This window comes from Puniceibacterium sp. IMCC21224 (genome assembly GCF_001038505.1).
In the GTDB taxonomy this organism is placed as follows: Bacteria; Pseudomonadota; Alphaproteobacteria; order Rhodobacterales; family Rhodobacteraceae; genus Puniceibacterium.
Window position 1 is genome coordinate 1,934,218 of the sequence record NZ_LDPY01000001.1, and the last position, 19,649, is coordinate 1,953,866.

Consider the following 19,649-nt stretch of genomic DNA (forward strand, 5'->3'; position numbering starts at 1 on the left):
GGGTGACTTCGGTCAGCAAAGGCAGAGGCGGGGGGATGCATTGTCGAACCCGGCACAATCGCATCAGTTGACCCTGCCGCGGGCTTCTGTCACTCAGATATCAGTCGGGATCATGCGGGACGGCACATGAAAGTCATCATTTGCGGGGCGGGTCAGGTCGGCTGGCAAATCGCGCGGCACCTGTCGGGTGAGCGCAACGACGTTACCGTTGTGGACAACAACGCCGATCTGGTGCGACGGGCGACGGATTCGCTGGATGTGCAGGGGATCGCGGGCTTTGCGTCTTATCCTGATATTCTGGAACGGGCTGGTGCGCGCGACGCTGACATGATTATCGCCGCCACCTATTCCGACGAGGTCAACATGGTGACCTGTCAGGTGGCGCATTCGGTATTTTCAATCCCGCGCAAGATCGCGCGGCTGCGCTCGCAAAGCTATCTGACAGCGATCTATTCTGATCTTTATCGCCGCGATCACATGCCAATTGACGTGGTGATCAGTCCGGAGCGCGAAGTGGCCGAAGCGGCGCTGCAACGGCTCTCTGCCCCCGAAGCGTTCGATACCGAGGTGTTTCTGGATGGAAAGGCGCAGATGCTGGGTCTGACTATCGACGAGGATTGCCCGGTGGTAAACACGCCTCTGCGGCAGTTGACCGATCTGTTTTCGACGCTGCGGTCGGTCGTGGTCGGGGTGCGCCGTCAGGGGACGCTGTTTGCGCCCGAGGCCAGCGATCAGTTGTTTGTCGGCGATGCGTGTTATGTCATCGTACATGCCGAAGATATCCGCCGCACGATGGAGATATTTGGCAAAGCCTACCGCAAGCAAGAGCGTATTGTTCTGGTAGGTGGTGGCAATGTCGGGCTGACGGTCGCACGCGAGCTGGAAAAGCGCGCCGACCGGGTGCGTACCAAGGTTATCGAGCGCGACCGCGCCATCGCCGAGCGCGCTGCCGAGGCGCTCGAGCGTACGATTGTGCTGCATGGTGACGGTTTGGACGCGGCCCTGCTGAGCGAGGCAAATGTTGAACGCGCCGATGCGGTGCTGTGCGTCACCGATGACGACAAGACTAACATGCTGGCCGCTGTGCGGGCCAAGGCGGCTGGCTGCCATATGGCGATTGCACTGATCAACGATCCGACTCTGGTGCCGCTGATGGGGCCGCTGGGGATTGACGCGCATATCAACCCGCGCGCGACCACGGTCAGCTCGATCCTGCGCCATATCCGCCACGGGCGGGTCCGCGCCGTCTATTCTATCGGCGATGCCGAGGCCGAAATGATCGAGGCCGAGGTTCTGTCGACCTCGCCCATTGCCGGGCTCTCGATCCGCGAGATCGACTTTCCCGAGGGTGTGCTGGTTGGTGCGGTGCTGAAACAGGGCCATGTGGTCAAACTGTCGGGCGCGCTGCGGATCGAAGAGGGGGATCTGATCGTGCTCTTTGCCCTGACCAAGGATGTTGCCGAGGTCGAGCGGCTGCTCCAGGTCTCGATCGACTTTTTCTGACCTATGCGGCGTTTGTTTGCCCTGCCGTTCCTGTTGCTGCTGGCCATTCTTGCCTTTGCGTCGATGATCGTTCCGGCCGTGTTCGCGCTGATGATCGAAGAGCATCACGATTCCCGCAGCTTTTTCTATGCCGGGGTGGTGGGGCTGGTTCTGTGCACGATGATTGCCATCGCCCAGGCGACACGCCAGCACAATCAAAGCGCGATGCGGCAGTTGCTGGGCTTGTTGGCTGCCTTTGTGGTGTTGCCGGCCATCCTGGCTGTGCCGTTTCACGAGGCCGTGCGCAACACCACATTTCTGAACGCCTATTTCGAAATGGTGTCGAGCCTGACCACCACCGGCGCGACCTTGTTCGACGCCGCGCGTCTGTCCCCGCCAGAACATCTGTGGCGGGCGCAGGTCGGTTGGATGGGGGGCCTGCTGATGTGGGTGTCCGCTGCGGCGATCCTCGCGCCGCTGACGCTGGGCGGTTTTGAGGTGACCGCCATGGGCGAGCCGGGACAGTCGCCGCCGCTGGGTTCGGCGCGTCTGGACATGAGCAATCCGGCGCGGCGGTTGGAGCGCACATTTGGCGCGCTGTTCCCGATCTATACCGGGCTGACTGTGGCGTTGTGGATCATGCTGGTGATGGCGGGGGATTTGCCATTGGTTGCGCTGATCCATGCGATGTCGGCGATGGCCACTTCGGGCATCTCACCCGTTGGTGGCATCGCCGGGGCCCAGAGCGGGCTGGCCGGGGAAATGATCCTGTTCTGCTTTTTGTTCTTCGCGCTATCCCGGCTGACGTTTTCGCGCGACACCAGTAGTGCGCGGCAATCGCGCCTGCGCAACGATCCTGAATTCCGCATGGGCCTGATCCTGATCGTCCTGGTGCCGGCGCTGCTTTTCATGCGGCACTGGCTCGCCTCGTTTGAAGTTGGCGAAGAAGAGAACCTGATCGCGGCGCTGCATGCGCTTTGGGGGGCGGTGTTCACCACGCTGTCGTTCCTGACCACAACCGGATTTGTCAGTGCCGACTGGATCTCGGCGCAGGGCTGGTCGGGATTGAGCACGCCGGGGCTAATCTTTATGGGACTGGCGCTGATCGGGGGCGGGGTCGCGACCACCGCAGGTGGTGTCAAGCTGTTGCGGGTGTTCGTTCTCTACCTCAACGCGCGGCGGGAAATCGAAAAGCTGACCCATCCGTCGTCGATCGGGCGTTCGGGGCCGATGGGGCGGCGGATGCGGCGCGAGGGCGCGTTTATCGCCTGGGTGTTCTTTATGATCTTTGCGCTGACCCTGGCTGCGGTGACTCTGGCGTTGACCGCGCTAGGCGTGGATTTCGAGTCGGCGCTGATTCTGACCATCGCCACATTGTCCAATACCGGGCCGCTGGTACTGATCGCGGGTGAGGTGCCGATTGATCTTGTGATCTTGTCCGCCGAGGCAAAATCGCTGCTTTGTCTGGCAATGATTTTAGGGCGGCTGGAAATGTTGGCGCTGATTGTTATCCTGACCCCCGACATCTGGCGCGAGTGAGGCGGCGATACCGCAACCGCGAAAAACCGGAATTTTCCGCTGGAACTTCGGGAATGTGCAATACATAGTTGTACGAAACCGCGCGCTGTCCTTAGGCGCGAACGAGAAAAAAAGGCAATTCCAATGGCTTCGGACAAACAGAACCTTCAAGACGCATTCCTGAATCATGTGCGCAAAACAAAGGTTCCGGTGACGGTCTTTCTGATCAATGGCGTCAAATTGCAGGGTGTGATCACCTGGTTTGACAACTTTTGCGTGCTTTTGCGTCGCGATGGTCAGTCCCAGTTGGTGTACAAGCACGCAATCTCGACCATCATGCCGTCGCAGCCAATCAGCTTGTATGACGGCGAAGACAACAATTGAACGAACATGACACGCATGTAACCCGCGCCTGGGTTCTGCATCCCGACATCAAGTCGGACCGAGACCGCCGGGACGCTTTGGCAGCGCTGGATGAAGCTGTGGCGCTGGCCGCAGCGCTGCCGAATCTGGAAGTTGTTGGATCGACCGTCGTGCCGCTGCCAAAACCCCATGCCGGGCGGTTGTTCGGGTCGGGAAAAATCGCCGAACTAAAGGCCCAGTTGGAAGAGGCCGAGGCCGAACTGGTTCTGGTCGACGGCCCTGTGACACCTGTGCAGCAGCGCAATCTGGAAAAGGATTGGAACGTCAAGTTGCTTGACCGCACCGGTCTGATCCTCGAAATTTTCTCGGACCGGGCGGCGACGCGCGAAGGTGTGCTTCAGGTCGAGATGGCGGCGCTGTCCTATCAGCGCACGCGGTTGGTGCGGGCCTGGACCCACCTGGAACGGCAGCGTGGCGGGTTGGGGTTTGTTGGTGGTCCCGGCGAGACGCAGATCGAGGCGGACAGGCGTGCCATCGACGATCAATTGGTGCGCATTCGCCGCCAGATCGACAAGGTGTCCAAGACACGCGGGCTTCATCGTGCGGCGCGGGCCAAGGTGCCGTTTCCGATTGTGGCGCTGGTGGGGTATACCAACGCTGGTAAATCGACGTTGTTCAACCGGCTGACCGGGGCCGAAGTGATGGCCAAGGACATGCTGTTCGCCACACTGGACCCGACGATGCGGGCGGTGCGGCTGGATGGTCGGCTGGACGTGATCCTGTCCGATACCGTGGGCTTTATCTCGGATCTGCCAACCGAATTGGTGGCTGCGTTCCGCGCCACCCTCGAAGAGGTGCTGGCCGCGGATCTGATCGTGCATGTGCGCGACATCCACCACGCCAACACAGCTGAGCAGGCCGAAGATGTACGCAGCATCCTCAAAGCATTGGGAGTCGGCGAGGAAACTCCGCAGCTCGAAGTATGGAACAAGGTTGATCTGCTTGAGGACGAAGCACGCGAGGCGGCGTTGAACCGTTCGGGGCGCGATGACAATATTATTTCCGTCTCGGCCCTGACGGGTGAAGGGTTGCCCGACTTTCTTGCCGCTGTGATGCAGCGGCTCGAGGTCGAAAAGCGCACCGAGCAGCTGCACCTTGGGTATGATGACGGCAAGCGCCGGGCCTGGCTGTTCCAAAAAGGATTGGTCGAGGCCGAGAGCGAAAGCGAAGCCGGTTTTGATCTGACCGTGCGCTGGTCAGCGCAAGAGGCGCTGGCGTTCGGGCGCCTCTGATCAGGGGGTGACCAGCCGGGTCACCCCGACCGATGCGGCCCGCGCGAGGTCGATATCCAGCGACATCGGTATATATTCACCGCGCCGCCACAACTCGCCCAGATCATCATAGTGTCGCGACAGAAAATGCCCTGACTGACCTGTGGCATTGATGTAAACTGATGAATCCGGGTCGGCAAAATCATAGACTCCGCGATACCCCGCCGCGTGAACATTCTGGAACGGGGCAGGATCCTTGCCGGAGGTGCGTCCGCGTTCCAGCGTATTGTCGCCGCCGCTGGTGCTTTGCCGGATGTTCACGAAATACCTTAGAACCGGCACATCACCGAGTACCGGATGATCATGCGTGGCCTGATGCGCGTCGCCCCAGCGCAGGCTTTCCAGCGCCGGGCCGTAGGTCTCTCCTATCCACACCAGCGCATCGTCCAGTGCGAGGCGCGAGATGTCAGAGCAGGTTTCCTTGGCGGCTGAGCGCAGGATGTCGCACCAGGCCGCGGCGCCGTCCACATCGCGATAGACCCGCTCGATGAATAGCGGCTCCACATGGTCGAATTTATCCGCAAGCGGCCCCAGATCGTCACGGATCAGTCTGTCCTGTAGCGCGCGCAGCCAGGCGGCATAGATCAGCGGTTCGGGCAGATGTTCGTTCATCTCGCCGTTCCAGTTGGCCAGCAGCGCCAATGCGCGCTGGCGCTGGCGCTCGGGGGTGCCGTCGGGGGCGGCCTCTCCGGTGAACCACAGATCGGCACCGATCAGCGGCAGCAAGGCGCGCGCAGTGATCGACACGGTATCAAGCTGCGCCTCGATGAAACTATCGCGGGTGTGGACCTCGCGGCCCTGCATCAGCCCCTCCCAGCGCATGATGCGTTGGCTGTCGCCCCAGTCGAACGAGACGTGCAACGGAAAGGGGCGATCGACAATCTTGTTGTTGGTGTTGCCGACGATACCGCCAGAGGGGGCGACAAATTCGGGATTGGCGGAATAGGGCAGGACGCCTTGCCAGCGGTTTGACGCGATCCAGCCGGGGCTGGGCATGCGGCCCTTGCTCTGGTGCCCGGCGTCGCGGCGCGGCATGGCACCGACGGTCTTGAGCGCGATGGTGTCCGCGTCGATCAGCGTCAGGTTCTGCGACGGCGCGATGTAGGCGGCAGAGACGTCCAGCGCCTCGGCTACAGATGCGGCATGCATCAGCCCCACAGCGGCACTGACCGATGTGTCGCGGGATGACAGCGCCGTCCAGGCGAGCGATGCAACATGCCCCGGCGGTGTGATGGTGGACAGGCCAAAGTCACTGCCCGACAGCACTGGGCCATTGTCGGTCCAGCGCAGGGTCAGCGTGACCGGAGCCGCGCCTTTGATGTCAATGATCGAGCGGCGGGTGACAAAGCGTTTGAACCCGTCCGGGGTGCGGTATTCCTCGGGGTTTTCAGGGTTCAATTCTTCGATATACAGGTCCTGATCGTCAAGGTAGGACGAGGTCAGGCCCCAGCCCAGGTTCTCTGAGCGGCCGACCATGATGGCGGGAATGCCGGGGATCGACCCGCCAATGACCCCACCCGAACTAAGCTGCATCCGTGCCAGATACCAGATCGACGGCGCGGTCAGTCCCAGATGCGGGTCGTTGGCCAGCAAGGTGCCGCCCGACGCGGACCGTGATGGCGCGGCGGCCCAGGCGTTTGAGGCACCTGATAACCCGCGCGGCTGCACCGGCATCAGCATGTCCTGGCCGGGCGATTGTGCGTTGGCGTAACGTGGCAAGTCAGGAAAGAGTGCCGCATATTCCGGCAGCGCCGCGACGCCCTGGCCCGGAATATCGGGCAGGATATCCGCCAGCCGGTCGAGATCAGGCAGTAACAGTGATGTGCGGGCCCGCAGCACTTCTTCGCCCATCTGACCAGAAAGTTGCAGTGCCATAAGTTTGACCACGGCGATGGAATCTGCGGGTTGCCACGGTGACAGCGGTGCGTTGAACAGGAAAAACTCGGGCGCGCCGCGACCCAGGGAATCGGCATTGATCTCGGCAATCCTGGCATTCACCCCGGCGGCATAACTTTCCAACGCATCGCGGGTGCGGGGATCCTGTGCTGCCACCGATTGTACCGCCAGTGGATAGAGGTCGAGCCGACGCAGCAGCTTGTCGGTTTCCAGCGTGCGGGTGCCAAATATTTCGGACAGGCGACCCTGTGCAGTACGGCGCAGCAGCGTCATCTGCCACAACCGGTCTTGGGCATGCACGTAGCCAAGGCCGAAAAACGCATCACGGTCAGACGCGGCCATGATATGCGGCACGTCGGAATTGTCGCGCACAATCTCCAGATCCGCAGTCAGGCCGGACACGGCCAACGTTTTGTCATAGTCGGGCAGGGATCGGGATCCAAGGTAATAGACGACGACCACAACAAGCACCGCCAGCGCGATTGCGGCGCTGGTCAGCCGAAGCAGCCATCGAAAGAGCAGGGCCATGTCCGTCTCCGTCTTGCGCAGCAGGTTGGCGCCGCGATCTACGCGTTACCGCGCCACAGCGCCCTTGCCAAGGGGGGCGGAGAGCGGCAAGACAGCGGGGTAAAGCTGAATGAGAGGGGTATTCAAATGGCAAAGGTCGCATTTCTGGGGCTGGGAGTGATGGGCGCGCCGATGGCCGGACATCTGGTCAAAGCCGACCACGAGGTGACAGTCTACAACCGTACAGCGGCTCGGGCTGAGGCTTGGGTGGCTGCGAACGGAGGCACATTTGCCGCGACGCCGCAAGCGGCGGCGAAAGATGCCGAGTTTGTCATGTCGTGCGTCGGAAACGACGACGACCTGCGCTCTGTTTGCCTGGGCGAGGCTGGCGCGTTTGCCGGAATGACGCGTGGTGCAATCTTTGTCGACCACACCACTGTATCGGCCAAAGTTACAGCCGAACTGTATGATACGGCCAGCGAGCAGGGAATCCCGTTCGTCGATGCACCGATTTCGGGCGGGCAGGCAGGGGCCGAAAACGGGGCGCTGTCCGTGATGTGCGGCGGCGATCAGGCGGCGTTTGATGCCGCTGTGCCGGTCATTGACGCCTATGCGCGGATCTGCAAACGCATCGGTGATAGCGGCGCGGGGCAGATGACCAAGATGTGCAACCAGATCGCTATTGCCGGTCTGGTACAGGGGCTGTCCGAGGCACTTCACTTTGCCGAGAAGGCGGGGCTGGATGGCCGCGCCGTGGTTGAAGTGATCTCGCAGGGTGCTGCTGGGTCATGGCAGATGGCCAACCGGTACGAGACGATGCTGGACGATCATTTTGAGCACGGATTTGCAGTGAACTGGATGCGTAAAGATCTGGGTATCTGTCTTGAGGCAGCGAACGAGGTGCAGGCCTCCCTGCCTGTGACCGCACTGGTTGATCAATTCTACAAGGACGTACAACGGTTAGGTGGTGGTCGCTGGGATACGTCTAGCTTGATCAAACGCTTGAACTCCTTCGGTTGAGGCGCGCCCGAAAACGCTTCGACGAAGCGTTTTCACCGCCTCCGGCGGGGGACATGCTACAGACCTCAAATGTGAGAGCTGTTCGAAAACGCTTCGTCGAAGCGTTTTCTGAGGCGTCGCCTCTCTACATCTGAGGCCATCTTTGCTGAACGTAATGCAATCAATGCGTGTTTTCGACTTTTCGACGCAGACGGCGATTGCCCATTGTCATCCGCCCGCCGCTGGCTTTATGCTTGTCCACAGGATTTTGCATTATGGTGCAGGCCGCACAAGTTTCGCTGGACAGACACGGGGCAGGACATCCTGACCGCTGGACAGACCTATCAGGCCGCAAGGCCGCCAAATTCGCCCGGCTGCTGCAATGCATCAGGCATCACATGGGCGCAACCGGATCACGATCTTGGTTTGCGTCGGAGAAGAACCGCGATGAAGCGCGCCACCTTTGAGAGGCAATACGCCATGGACCCCGGGTCCGTGCATGCCCGTGCGCCTTTGTTCGCCCAGACAAGTCACCACCTTTCCGCGTCGCGCCCCTTTCTAAGGTCCGGCGCGCGTCTGGTGTGCAAACGGAAAACATGCCCAAGAAAATGCTTATCGACGCCACCCACGCGGAAGAAACCCGCGTTGTGGTGGTGGATGGAAACAAGGTCGAGGAATTCGATTTTGAATCTGAAAACAAACGCCAGCTCGCTGGTAACATCTACCTTGCCAAGGTAACCCGGGTCGAACCGTCGCTTCAGGCCGCGTTTGTCGATTACGGCGGAAACCGCCACGGTTTTCTGGCTTTTTCGGAAATCCACACCGATTATTATCAGATCCCCATTGCCGACCGTCAGGCGTTGATGGAGGAGGAGCAGGCCTATGCCGAAGCTCAGAATCGCGACGAGGACGAGGAAAAGCCGAAAGCCCGCTCGCGCAGCCGTTCCAGGTCGCGCAGTACCACCAAACCCGCCAGCACCACGAGTGATGACAAGACCACGACACAGGATGTCGCGGAAGAAATCACCGGGATGGAGACCATCGATCTGGACGACGATGTCGCCGCCGATGACGAAGGACTGTCGCCGATGGAGACGGTGGCCGACACCCCCGTCGCTGAGCCTGCAGATAATCCTTCGCAAGAGAGTAATGCTGCAGACGAGAGCGCCTCTGTGGCGGACGAGTCTCAGGCTGAAGCATCCGAGGGGGATGCCGCCAGCCCATCTGCTGATCCTTCGGCACGGGATGAAAGCATCGAGTCGGTCGCGGATGACGACACCGAAGAGGATCTTCGCCCGGTGCGCAAACCGCGCCCGCGTCGCTACAAGATTCAGGAAGTCATCAAGGTTCGCCAGATCCTGCTGGTGCAGGTCGTCAAGGAAGAGCGTGGCAACAAAGGCGCCGCACTGACCACTTACCTCAGCCTTGCCGGTCGCTACTGCGTCCTGATGCCCAACACGGCCCGTGGCGGCGGTATCAGCCGCAAGATCACCAATGCCGCTGATCGCTCCAAGCTCAAGGAAATTGCCCAGAGCATCGAAGTCCCCAAAGGTGCCGGCCTGATCGTGCGCACCGCCGGTGCCAAGCGCACCAAGACCGAGATCAAGCGCGACTACGAATACCTCCAGCGCCTATGGGAACAGATCCGCGAATTGACACTGAAGAGCATCGCGCCTGCCAAGATTTATGAAGAAGGCGACCTGATCAAGCGCTCGATCCGCGATCTCTATAACCGTGATATCGACGAGGTCTTTGTCGAGGGCGAACGCGGCTACCGCATCGCCAAGGACTTTATGAAGATGATCATGCCGTCGCATGCCGTCAACGTGAAGCATTACCGCGAGTCGATGCCGCTGTTCGCGCGTTATCAGGTGGAAAGCTATCTCAGCTCGATGTTCAACCCGACGGTGCAGTTGAAATCCGGCGGCTACATCGTGATCGGTGTGACTGAGGCGCTTGTGGCGATCGACGTCAACTCGGGTCGCGCCACCAAGGAAGGTTCGATCGAGGATACCGCGACCAAGACCAACCTGGAAGCCGCCGAAGAGGTCGCACGACAGTTGCGTTTGCGCGATTTAGCTGGTCTGATCGTTATCGATTTCATCGACATGGACGAGCGCAAGAACAACCTCGCCGTCGAGAAAAAGATCAAGGACAAGCTCAAGACCGACCGCGCCCGCATCCAGGTTGGTCGCATCAGCGGTTTTGGTCTGCTTGAAATGTCGCGCCAGCGTCTGCGCCCCGGCATGATCGAGGCGACCACCGCACCATGCCCGTCTTGCCATGGTACGGGTCTCATTCGGTCGGACGACAACCTTGCCCTGCAAGTGCTGCGTCAGATCGAAGAGGAAGGTGTGCGCAAGCGGTCGCGTGAGGTGCTGATCAAATGCCCGGTCGGTATCGCCAATTATCTAATGAACCAGAAGCGTGAGCACATCGCTCAGATCGAACTGCGTTACGGTATGGCCGTGCGGATCGAAGGCGATCCGCATCTGGTCAGCCCGGATTTCTCGATGGAGAAGTTCAAGACTGCGACCCGCTCGGTCCCCGAAGTGTCAGCGCATGTTGTGTCGGTCGACACCTCGCTGATGGATCAGATCGACGAAGACAACAACTATGACGACGATGACGTGCCGGACGCCGAACTGGTCAGCGAAGAGCTCGAGGCTGAGACCGCGAATGAAACCGGTTCCGTGGCCCAGGACGCCAATGGCGACGAAGGCAAACCCAAAAAACGTCGCCGTCGGCGGCGTCGCAGTCGTGGCAAGTCGGCTCAGGAGGGGGATGACGCGTCGAATGCGGACGAGTCCGGATCGGACGCGCCCGAGGCTGATCAACCCGCAACGGCAGATGTCGCGTCTGAGGAAACCCCTGCGGCGGATACCGGGCCGGTTGAGGCGCCGACTGAGGCTGTTGAACCGGTCGCAGAGCCCGAAGTAAAGCAGGCAGAGCCAGTAGCGGAAGAAGAGGCGCCAAAGCCGAAACCCCGGACACGGTCGCGGTCGCGTAAAAAGCCGGTTGCGGCAGAAGATGCAACACCAGACGAGGTGACTGCCAGCGGCGAGGTTGACGATGCACCCGCGGCCAAGCCGAAGCCAAAGCCGCGCACGCGCAGAAGCAAGAAAGCCGCTGAGCCCGTTGTTGAGCCAGTCGCGGAGATTGCAGTGGACGCGACCACAGAGCAACCGGCGATAACTTCCTCCGAAGAGCTGGTGCGCGTCGAGGCGGATGACGTTCAAAAGCCAGAGCCGGTGGCAGAAGTGTCGGCAGATCCCATTGCCGAGGCTGCGCCGGAACCCGTCCCTGAGGCGGCATCCGACCCGGTCGTCGAGTCCGAGCCGACGACGCAGACCAAAGCCGACCCTGAACCGGTTATGCAACCCACAGCTGATGCAGCGCCAGTAGTCGACGCGGATGCGGCCCCGGAACCTGCGGCCCCGGAACCTGCGGGCGCGACTCCTGAACCGGCGGTCGCAGAGGCGGAACCTGACAGAGAGCTTGAGGCGGCTGAGGTCAGCGACGAGGCAGACGACACCAAGCCGAAGAAACGCGGCTGGTGGTCGATGGGACGCTAAGACGCGCCAAGAGCGATTCAAAAAACGCCCCGGCACTGTGTCCGGGGCGTTTTTGCATTCTGCGAGTGTTGTTTTGCGCAACCCTCTCGCGCGGCGGGAATGAGCTGTCAGCCGCCTTTGCGAATGATCCAGACCGTGTCGGTCCCGTCCTGGGTGCTGCTGTCCAGTGCATGACCTGCCTCGGCGCAGAAATGCGGGACGTCAATCACTGCGGCGGGATCATCGGTCCGCAGTCGCAGGGTGTCGCCGCCCGGCAGTGCCATCAACCGTTTGCGCGCCTTGAGAACGGGCAGGGGGCACAATAGCCCGGTGGCGTCGAGATCATGGATCATGCAAGGGCCCTTTGCCGTTTGCGATTGGTCTGAAACGGACGCATTGAGCGACACGCGTCAAGCCGGTAAAGCCTGATATTGTAACACAAATGCCCGCCGTATCCGGATTTAGGCGCTCTGTTACAAGCTGTCCACAGCGTTGTGACCGGCGCATGGGTGACGCGCGCGGCACAACCCTCTAAGACCATGATCATGTTTGGAATCGAGATCATCGACGCAGGGCTGATCCCTGCGATGTTCGTGGCGCTGTTGGCCGGGGTGATTTCATTCCTTAGCCCCTGCGTATTGCCGATCGTGCCGCCATATCTGGCCTTTATGTCCGGCGTCAGCGTGTCCGACATGCAAGGCGGGGGTTCAGCCCGGATGCGGGCGGTGACGGCGGCGCTGTTCTTTGTGATGGGTCTGTCCACGGTGTTTTTGCTGCTGGGGTTCACCGCATCGGCGTTTGGCATGTTTTTCCTGCAAAATCAGGTGTTGATGTCGCGGATTTCCGGCGTTGTCGTCATCATTTTTGGGCTGCATTTCCTGGGCATTTTCCGCATTCCGTTCCTTGATCGCGAGGCGCGGATCGAAGCGGGCGACAGTGGTGGATCTGCCTTTGGTGCCTATGTTCTGGGGCTGGCCTTTGCCTTTGGCTGGACACCGTGCATTGGCCCGCAACTGGGCGCGATCCTCAGCCTTGCAGCGTCCGAGGCATCTGTGACGCGTGGTACTTTGCTTTTGGGGGTTTATGCGGCGGGGCTGGGCATTCCGTTTCTGCTGGCGGCGCTGTTCCTGTCGCGTGCCATGACGTTGATGAACCGGATCAAGAAACATATGAAGATGATCGAGCGGGTGATGGGCGCGCTGCTGCTGGCGGTGGGCCTCGCGCTGGTTACTGGCGCGTTCACAACCCTCTCGTTCTGGCTGCTCGAGACGTTTCCGGCGCTGGGGCAGTTGGGCTGATCGCAGCAGGCTGTGGGTCTGGCGGCGCAAAATCACGGGTATCGCGCCCGGTCACGACAGCTGAAAACGGCTCGTGGATCTGAGGGAGCCGTTGTGTACCACCTTCGATTTAGTCACCAAATCAACAAGGTGCGCCAGCGTGTTGCGCGCCGCCGCAGGTAGCAGATCTGGCGGTATCTCAGTGTAGATCTGTGCTGCCAGTGTGGCGGCATCGGCAGGGCCAGAGCCAAGCGCGGCAAGAATCTGCGCCTCGCGGCTTTGACGATGGCTGATCAGCCAGTCGATGCGGGTTAACGGTTCGTTGATCGGCGCCCCGTGGCCGGGATGCAGCCGGGCCCAATTGCCAGCCCGGACCCGCGCGCAAGACGCCATGAAATCCGTCAGATCGCCATCCGGGGGCGAAACCAGTGACGTTGCCCATCCCATCACCAGATCGCCGCAAAACAGTTGCTGACCCCAGCCCAGTGCGATGTGATTGCCAAAATGCCCCGGCGTGTGCAACACTTCCAGATCCCAGCCATCGCCCGAGATCACCGCGCCGTCGGGTACCGCGATATCCGGCATGAACGCGAAATCCACGCCTTCGCCACCTTCCATCAGACCGGAATCGGCCAGTCGCTGCATCACCGCGCTGCGCCCGGCCTGTGCGTCGCCAAAGGCCAATACCGGCGCTCCGGTCGCTCGGGATAGGGCGCGCGACAGCGGTGAATGATCCCGGTGTGCGTGGGTTACAATGATATGGCTGATGCTCTGACCGGGTTTGAGGGCCGCCAGAATCGCCGCGAGATGCGTGGGATCATCCGGACCGGGATCAATCACAGCCAGCGCGCGTTCGCCGAGCAAATAGGTATTGGTGCCACGAAAGGTCATCGCCGATGGGTTCGGTGCCACGATCCTGCGCAGCCCCGGCCTCAGGGTGTCGGTCAGACCGTGCTGGGGGCGGAATGACGGATCGGGATCTTGCATGGCGCGGGCTTTCTGAGTGGGGACGTAAACGGCATTATGGCATGGTGCACAGCGTCGGCTTTGGATAGCTTTAGCGCATGTCGTTCCAATGGCTCAAACGCTATATGCCGCGCGGGATTTACGGACGCGCGGCGCTGATCCTGATCCTGCCGGTTGTGACCCTGCAACTGGTGGTGTCTGTCGTGTTCATTCAACGCCATTTCGAAGGTGTCAGCGATCAGATGACCCGTGACGTAGCGCGTGGGGTGAATTTGGCACTGCGGCTTCAGGGAAGTGATATTGCGGGGCAGGTGACGCCCGCGCTCGATTTCACCGTGACCGAGGCGGACGCCGATGAGATGCCCGCCGCTGATCAGCGCCGATGGTACGATTTCTCGGGAATTGTGGTAACGCAGACCTTGTACGACGCTGTACCGGGGTTGCAGCGGGTGGTGTTGCCGACGGATCGGCTGGTATCGCTTTTTGTTACGCGCGGGGGCACGCTGTACCTTGTGTCGTTTGACCGGCGCCGGGCTTCGGCCTCGAATCCGCATCAGTTGCTGGTCAACATGGTATTCTTTGGGGTGCTGATGACCTGCATCGCCTTTGTGTATCTGCGCAATCAATTGCGTCCCATCACCCGTCTGGCCGAAGTTGCTGAGGCGTTTGGCCGTGGTCGGCACGAAGATTATAGCCCGTCGGGCGCGGTCGAGGTACGGGCAGCCGGCAACGCCTTTCTTGACATGCGGGCGCGGATCGAACGTCAGATCGAACAGCGCACGATGATGCTGTCGGGGGTGAGCCACGATCTGCGCACGCCGTTGACCCGGATGAAATTGGCGCTGTCGATGCTAGAGCATGAGGATCGCGAACCGTTGGAGCGCGATGTGGCTGATATGCAGCGGCTGATCGACGCCTTCCTTGATTTTGCGCGCGGTGACGCAGAAGCCGGTGTGGCGGAACCCACCGACCCGCTGGCGCTGGTCGCAGGTATCGTGACCGAGGCGCAGCGTGGCGGCGGCGCAGTCTCTGTGGTCGAGGCCGTGGGCAAGGGCGACATTTCCTTGCGTCCCACTGCAATGCGCCGCGCAATCGACAATCTGATCGGCAACGCGCTACGCTATGGATCAAATTGCGAGGTTTCGGTTGTCTTGTCTGACAAATCCCTGCGCATTCGGGTCGAAGATGACGGCCCCGGTATTCCACCCGAGCGGCGAGATGAGGCGCAGCGTCCCTTTGTGCGGCTCGACTCTGCGCGCAATCAGGACAAGGGATCAGGGGTCGGTCTGGGTCTGGCGATCACAGCCGATATCGCCCGTGCCCATGGCGGCGTACTGCGGCTGGGTTCCAGTGACCGGTTGGGCGGTCTGCGCGCAGATATCGTCATTGCCCGTTGATCTTAAAAGGGCCCGGCACGCTGATCGGGGCCCTCTGAACCGTCCAAATTTCGGCGACTGTACGCTGACAAACCCAGACATACTGGCTTGCTCTGAGGCCATCAACAAAGTCGCCGGAGGCGCCAATTAAACCAGCATTGCAATTGGGTGCTCCAGATTTTCGACGATCGCGCTAAGCAGTTCTGCCGCCAATGCGCCGTCAATCACCCGGTGATCAACGCTCAGCGTGACTGACATCACCGTGGCGATACCCAGTTCGTCCTGGGCGGTCACAACGGGCTGGCGGATACCAGCACCCACAGCGAGGATCGCGCCATGTGGCGGGTTGATCACCGCGTCGAAATTTTTGACCCCAAACATACCAAGGTTTGAAATCGCGAAACTGCCACCCTGGTATTCGTGCGGCGCAAGCTTGCGATCACGGGCGCGGGCGGCGAGGTCCTTTATTTCGGCCGAGAGGGCGGTCAGGCTCTTTTGATGTGCGTCTTGCAGAACCGGGGTAAACAGCCCGCCGTCGATGGCCACGGCAACCGCCACATCCGAGGGGGTCAGTTGCAGGATGCGGTCACCTGCCCAGACGGCGTTGGCAGCTGGCACCTGTTGCAGCGCCAAGGCGCAGGCCTTGATGATGAAATCATTGACAGAAAGCCGAATGCCGCGTTTTTCCAGCTGACGGTTGATCTCGGTTCGGAACGACAAAAGCGCATCGAGCCGGATGTCGCGGCGCAGGTAGAAATGTGGAATGGTTTGCTTGGCTTGGGTCAAACGGGCGGCGATGGTGCGGCGCATCCCGTCCAGCTGTATCTCGGTATAGTCGCGCTTAGCATAGAGTGCAGCGATATCGCCGACCTCGGACGCCTGCGGTTGCACAGCAGAATCCTGCCCAGCTGGGCTGCGGGATATTTTTGTCTCTGGCGCACGGCCTGCGGGGGCAGCCCCTTCAACATCGGCACGCACAATCCGGCCATGTGGCCCGCTGCCGACAATCTGGCCAAGATCGACGCCTTTTTGCACGGCAATGCGCCGGGCGAGCGGAGAGGCAAAAATCCGCTTTGCCGACGACGGCGTTGCGGCATCCTGCGTTCCCGGGACGGTGGGCGCGGATGGGGGGGCGTTTAGGGGCGGCGCATCGGGTACTGTCGGGGCCGAGGATTCAGCGCTGTCCCCGTCTGCCAGAAGCACAGCAATTGGGGTGTTGACGGCCACGCCAGCGGTGCCTGCCGCGATCAGGATCTGGCTGATTGTGCCGTCGTCCACAGCTTCGAATTCCATGGTTGCTTTGTCGGTCTCAATCTCGGCGATCACGTCGCCTGAAGTCACGCTGTCCCCCGCGCGGACCAGCCATTTGGCCAGCGTACCCTCCTCCATTGTCGGGGACAGGGCGGGCATGAGGATTTCAACAGGCATCAACACTCTCTCGTTCTGGACAGGGACGCGCGCCCGATCACTCGTCTGGCGTGCGGTTTGGAATTGCGCGCGGGTTCACCGATAGGTCACCTTTTTCACCGCCGCGACCACCTCATCGACCGCAACCAGCGCCAGTTTTTCAAGGTTCGCCGCGTAGGGCATCGGAACGTCTTTGCCTGTGCAGTTGATCACCGGCGCGTCGAGATAGTCGAAGGCTTCCTGCATCAGCAGCGCCGAGATATGGTTGCCAATTGACCCGACCGGCCAGCCTTCTTCGATGGTCACACACCGGTTGGTTTTTTTCACCGAGGCAATGACGGTCGCACTGTCGAGCGGTCGCAGGGTTCTTAGGTCGATAACCTCTGCGCTGATGCCGTCCGCCGCCAGCGTTTCGGCGGCAGCTAGAGCGTGCGAAACGCCAATACCAAAACTGACGAGGGTGGCGTCACTGCCTTCACGCCAGATCCGCGCCTTGCCGAATGGAACGGTGAAATCTTCAAGAACCGGTACGTCGAACGTGCGACCATACAGAATTTCGTTCTCAAGAAAGATAACCGGGTTGGGGTCGCGGATCGCGGATTTCAGCAATCCTTTGGCGTCCGATGCGGAATAGGGAATTGCCACCTTGAGGCCAGGAACATGCGCATACCAGGCCGCGAAATCCTGACTGTGCTGGGCGCCGACCCTTGCGGCCGCACCGTTGGGGCCACGAAAGACCATCGGTGCGCCCATCTGGCCACCAGACATGTACAGCGTCTTGGCTGCCGAATTGATGATCTGGTCCATGGCCTGCATGGCAAAGTTGAAGGTCATAAATTCGACGATGGGCCGCAATCCACCAAAGGCGGCACCAACGGCGATGCCGGTAAAGCCGTGTTCGGTGATCGGTGTGTCGATCACGCGCTTTGATCCGAATTCGTCCAGCAACCCCTGGCTGATTTTGTAGGCGCCTTGGTATTCCGCCACTTCTTCGCCCATCAGAAAGACGCTGTCGTCCTGCCGCATCTCTTCGGCCATGGCATCGCGCAGGGCCTCGCGGACGGTCTGGGATCTGAGTTTTGTCCCTTCGGGCCAATCTGGGTGGGTCGCGGGCGCGTCCGCCCTGACCGTTGCCGGAGTTTCTGGTTCCATTGAGATGGCAGGAGCGCTCTGTTTAGGCGCAATATTCGCGACAGCATCGGCGGGTTCGCCGTCGGCCAGCAACACTGCGATGGGGGTGTTGACTTTTACTCCCCTGGCCCCGTCAGGGACCAGAAACCGACCGATGACGCCATCGTCCACAGCTTCGAATTCCATCGTCGCCTTGTCGGTCTCGATCTCGGCCAGGATATCACCCGATCGAACCTGATCGCCCTCTTTGACCAACCATTTGGTCAGCGTACCGTCTTCCATCGTCGGGGATAGGGCGGGCATCAGAATTTCGGTTGCCATCTCAGCCCCCTTTCTGCGACGGACCGGACAGGCCAACAATATTTCCCTGACCATCTTCGCAATAGGCGATCCGCGCCATACCGGGGTAGTCGGTCGGCGGCAACGCTTCGGCACCACCGTTGGCCAGCGCCCAAGCATAGGCGACATCAACATCGGCCACTGGAAACGTCAGCATGGCCCCCCGAACCGGGGCACCCACGCCCGCAGATCCAGCCATCCGCCGCATCATTCCGCCGTCAATGGCTGCCCCTGTGATCCGGTGATATTCTACCGCCTCTGCGCCCGCCATTGGGTGAAATGTCCAGCCAAACAACTGTGAGTAAAACGTCATCGCTTTTGACATATCGGTGACGTGGATTTCAAACCGGGTCACGGACATTTCTTATGCCTCCGCATAAATGTCGGTCCATAGCTCGGACAGTGCAGGTTCCGGGCTTTGGCGGGCAAATTCAGCACTGGCGTTGACCACTGCCTTGATCTCTCGGTCGATGGCCTTAAGGTCGTCTTCGCCCGCATGTTTTCCGGTTAGCAACAGGTCGCGCACATGATCAATTGGATCGCGTTCGGCGCGCATCTTCTGCACTTCCTCGCGGGTTCGATATTTGGCCGGATCAGACATCGAATGGCCGCGATAGCGATAGGTCTTGATTTCGAGGATGTAAGGTCCCTTACCCGCGCGGCAATGGGCCACCGCCTTTTCACCAGCAGCTTTGACAGCAAGAACATCCATGCCGTCGACCTCTTCGCCCTTGATTCCGTAGGCGGCGCCGCGTTCCCACATAGAAGGGCTCTTGGTTGAGCGTTTTACAGAGGTGCCCATGGCGTATTGGTTGTTTTCAATGACAAAGATCACCGGCAATTCCCAGAGTTCGGCCATGTTGTAGGTCTCGTAGACTTGCCCCTGATTGGCAGCGCCATCTCCAAAATAGGTGAAGGTCACGCGGCCGTTGCCCTTGTACTTATCGGTAAAGGCCAGCCCGGCGCCAATTGGCACCTGAGCTGCAACGATGCCGTGGCCGCCGTAGAAATGCTTGTCCCGGGAGAACATGTGCATCGAACCGCCCTTGCCCCCGGAATACCCACCCTCGCGGCCGGTCAGTTCTGCCATAACGCCATTCGGGTCCATACCACAGGCTAGCATGTGCCCGTGATCGCGGTACGACGTGATGCGTTTGTCCCCGTCTTCGGCAGCGGCTTCGAGGCCGACAACAACTGCTTCCTGACCGATATAAAGATGGCAGAAGCCACCGATCAGGCCCATGCCATACAATTGGCCTGCCTTCTCTTCGAACCGGCGGATCAGGAGCATGTCTTTGTAATATTTTAGCAAATCTTCGGCCGCCACATTGGGGGCCGAAGCGGACTTTCGGGGTGCCATGCGCCATCCTCCTCCCTGAAGGTTCGGATCGTTTAGCGTTGAACTACATTTAGAATACGACCAGCTGTGGCCTGAGTAAAGGACGAAGAGATCCCCCATGCGCAGACGCGAAAAGTCTTAAAAAAGACTTTTCCCCAGAAAAT

At 60.6% G+C, this 19,649-nt stretch carries 15 protein-coding genes; 8 read left to right on the forward strand and 7 right to left on the reverse strand.

What is annotated here, in order from left to right; genetic code table 11:
• Positions 1-126 precede the first annotated feature (126 nt).
• The 4 genes from trkA (at position 127) to hflX (ending at position 4,655) form a co-directional block, all read left to right on the forward strand.
• A complete protein-coding gene (trkA, locus tag IMCC21224_RS08890) occupies positions 127-1,503 on the forward strand; it encodes a Trk system potassium transporter TrkA (RefSeq protein ID WP_047995046.1) in 1,377 nt (458 codons plus the stop codon).
• 3 nt (positions 1,504-1,506) lie between these two features.
• Complete coding sequence (locus IMCC21224_RS08895) at positions 1,507-3,021, forward strand: TrkH family potassium uptake protein (protein ID WP_047995047.1); 1,515 nt, start codon at positions 1,507-1,509, stop codon at positions 3,019-3,021.
• Between the two features lie 123 nt (positions 3,022-3,144).
• Positions 3,145-3,384, forward strand: coding sequence for an RNA chaperone Hfq (gene hfq / locus IMCC21224_RS08900; RefSeq protein ID WP_047995048.1), 240 nt, complete (start codon positions 3,145-3,147; stop codon positions 3,382-3,384).
• The gene (hflX, locus tag IMCC21224_RS08905) at positions 3,381-4,655 is read left to right on the forward strand and encodes a GTPase HflX (protein WP_047995049.1); all 1,275 of its coding nucleotides are present in this window, start codon (positions 3,381-3,383) and stop codon (positions 4,653-4,655) included. Before hfq ends, hflX begins: the two co-directional genes overlap by 4 nt.
• Here the strand turns inward: hflX and IMCC21224_RS08910 are convergent, their stop codons facing one another.
• On the reverse strand, positions 4,656-7,118 hold the full coding sequence (locus tag IMCC21224_RS08910; protein WP_047995050.1) for a penicillin acylase family protein: 2,463 nt from the start codon (positions 7,116-7,118) through the stop codon (positions 4,656-4,658).
• A 126-nt stretch (positions 7,119-7,244) separates the two neighbouring features.
• Between IMCC21224_RS08910 and IMCC21224_RS08915 the strand changes: the two genes are divergently transcribed.
• Both IMCC21224_RS08915 and IMCC21224_RS08925 read left to right on the forward strand, forming a co-directional pair.
• The gene (locus IMCC21224_RS08915; RefSeq protein WP_047995051.1) at positions 7,245-8,117 is read left to right on the forward strand and encodes an NAD(P)-dependent oxidoreductase; all 873 of its coding nucleotides are present in this window, start codon (positions 7,245-7,247) and stop codon (positions 8,115-8,117) included.
• Positions 8,118-8,692: 575 nt separating this feature from the next.
• On the forward strand, positions 8,693-11,671 hold the full coding sequence (locus IMCC21224_RS08925) for a ribonuclease E/G (RefSeq protein WP_047995053.1): 2,979 nt from the start codon (positions 8,693-8,695) through the stop codon (positions 11,669-11,671).
• A 107-nt stretch (positions 11,672-11,778) separates the two neighbouring features.
• Here IMCC21224_RS08925 and IMCC21224_RS08930 read toward each other — a convergent pair whose 3' ends face one another.
• The gene (locus IMCC21224_RS08930; RefSeq protein WP_047995054.1) at positions 11,779-12,003 is read right to left on the reverse strand and encodes a sulfurtransferase TusA family protein; all 225 of its coding nucleotides are present in this window, start codon (positions 12,001-12,003) and stop codon (positions 11,779-11,781) included.
• A 192-nt stretch (positions 12,004-12,195) separates the two neighbouring features.
• Between IMCC21224_RS08930 and IMCC21224_RS08935 the strand changes: the two genes are divergently transcribed.
• A complete protein-coding gene (locus IMCC21224_RS08935; RefSeq protein ID WP_047996997.1) occupies positions 12,196-12,948 on the forward strand; it encodes a cytochrome c biogenesis CcdA family protein in 753 nt (250 codons plus the stop codon).
• A gap of 51 nt (positions 12,949-12,999) precedes the next feature.
• On the opposite strand, the gene IMCC21224_RS08940 is transcribed toward IMCC21224_RS08935, so the two are convergent.
• Positions 13,000-13,914 carry an MBL fold metallo-hydrolase gene (locus IMCC21224_RS08940; RefSeq protein WP_047995055.1) on the reverse strand — a complete coding sequence of 305 codons (915 nt, stop codon included), beginning with the start codon at positions 13,912-13,914 and terminating at the stop codon, positions 13,000-13,002.
• A 77-nt stretch (positions 13,915-13,991) separates the two neighbouring features.
• On the opposite strand from IMCC21224_RS08940, the gene IMCC21224_RS08945 reads away from it, so the two are divergent.
• Complete coding sequence (locus IMCC21224_RS08945; RefSeq protein ID WP_047995056.1) at positions 13,992-15,290, forward strand: ATP-binding protein; 1,299 nt, start codon at positions 13,992-13,994, stop codon at positions 15,288-15,290.
• 126 nt (positions 15,291-15,416) lie between these two features.
• On the opposite strand, the gene IMCC21224_RS08950 is transcribed toward IMCC21224_RS08945, so the two are convergent.
• From IMCC21224_RS08950 to pdhA, 4 genes are all read right to left on the reverse strand, one after another.
• Entirely contained in the window at positions 15,417-16,697 is a 1,281-nt protein-coding gene (locus IMCC21224_RS08950; RefSeq protein WP_047995057.1) for a pyruvate dehydrogenase complex dihydrolipoamide acetyltransferase, read from the reverse strand.
• A gap of 75 nt (positions 16,698-16,772) precedes the next feature.
• Positions 16,773-18,128, reverse strand: coding sequence for a pyruvate dehydrogenase complex E1 component subunit beta (locus IMCC21224_RS08955; protein WP_047995058.1), 1,356 nt, complete (start codon positions 18,126-18,128; stop codon positions 16,773-16,775).
• A 1-nt stretch (position 18,129) separates the two neighbouring features.
• A complete protein-coding gene (locus IMCC21224_RS08960; protein ID WP_197089186.1) occupies positions 18,130-18,501 on the reverse strand; it encodes a VOC family protein in 372 nt (123 codons plus the stop codon).
• A gap of 9 nt (positions 18,502-18,510) precedes the next feature.
• Positions 18,511-19,506, reverse strand: a complete 996-nt coding sequence (pdhA, locus tag IMCC21224_RS08965) for a pyruvate dehydrogenase (acetyl-transferring) E1 component subunit alpha (protein WP_047995060.1) — start codon at positions 19,504-19,506, stop codon at positions 18,511-18,513.
• Positions 19,507-19,649 lie beyond the last annotated feature (143 nt).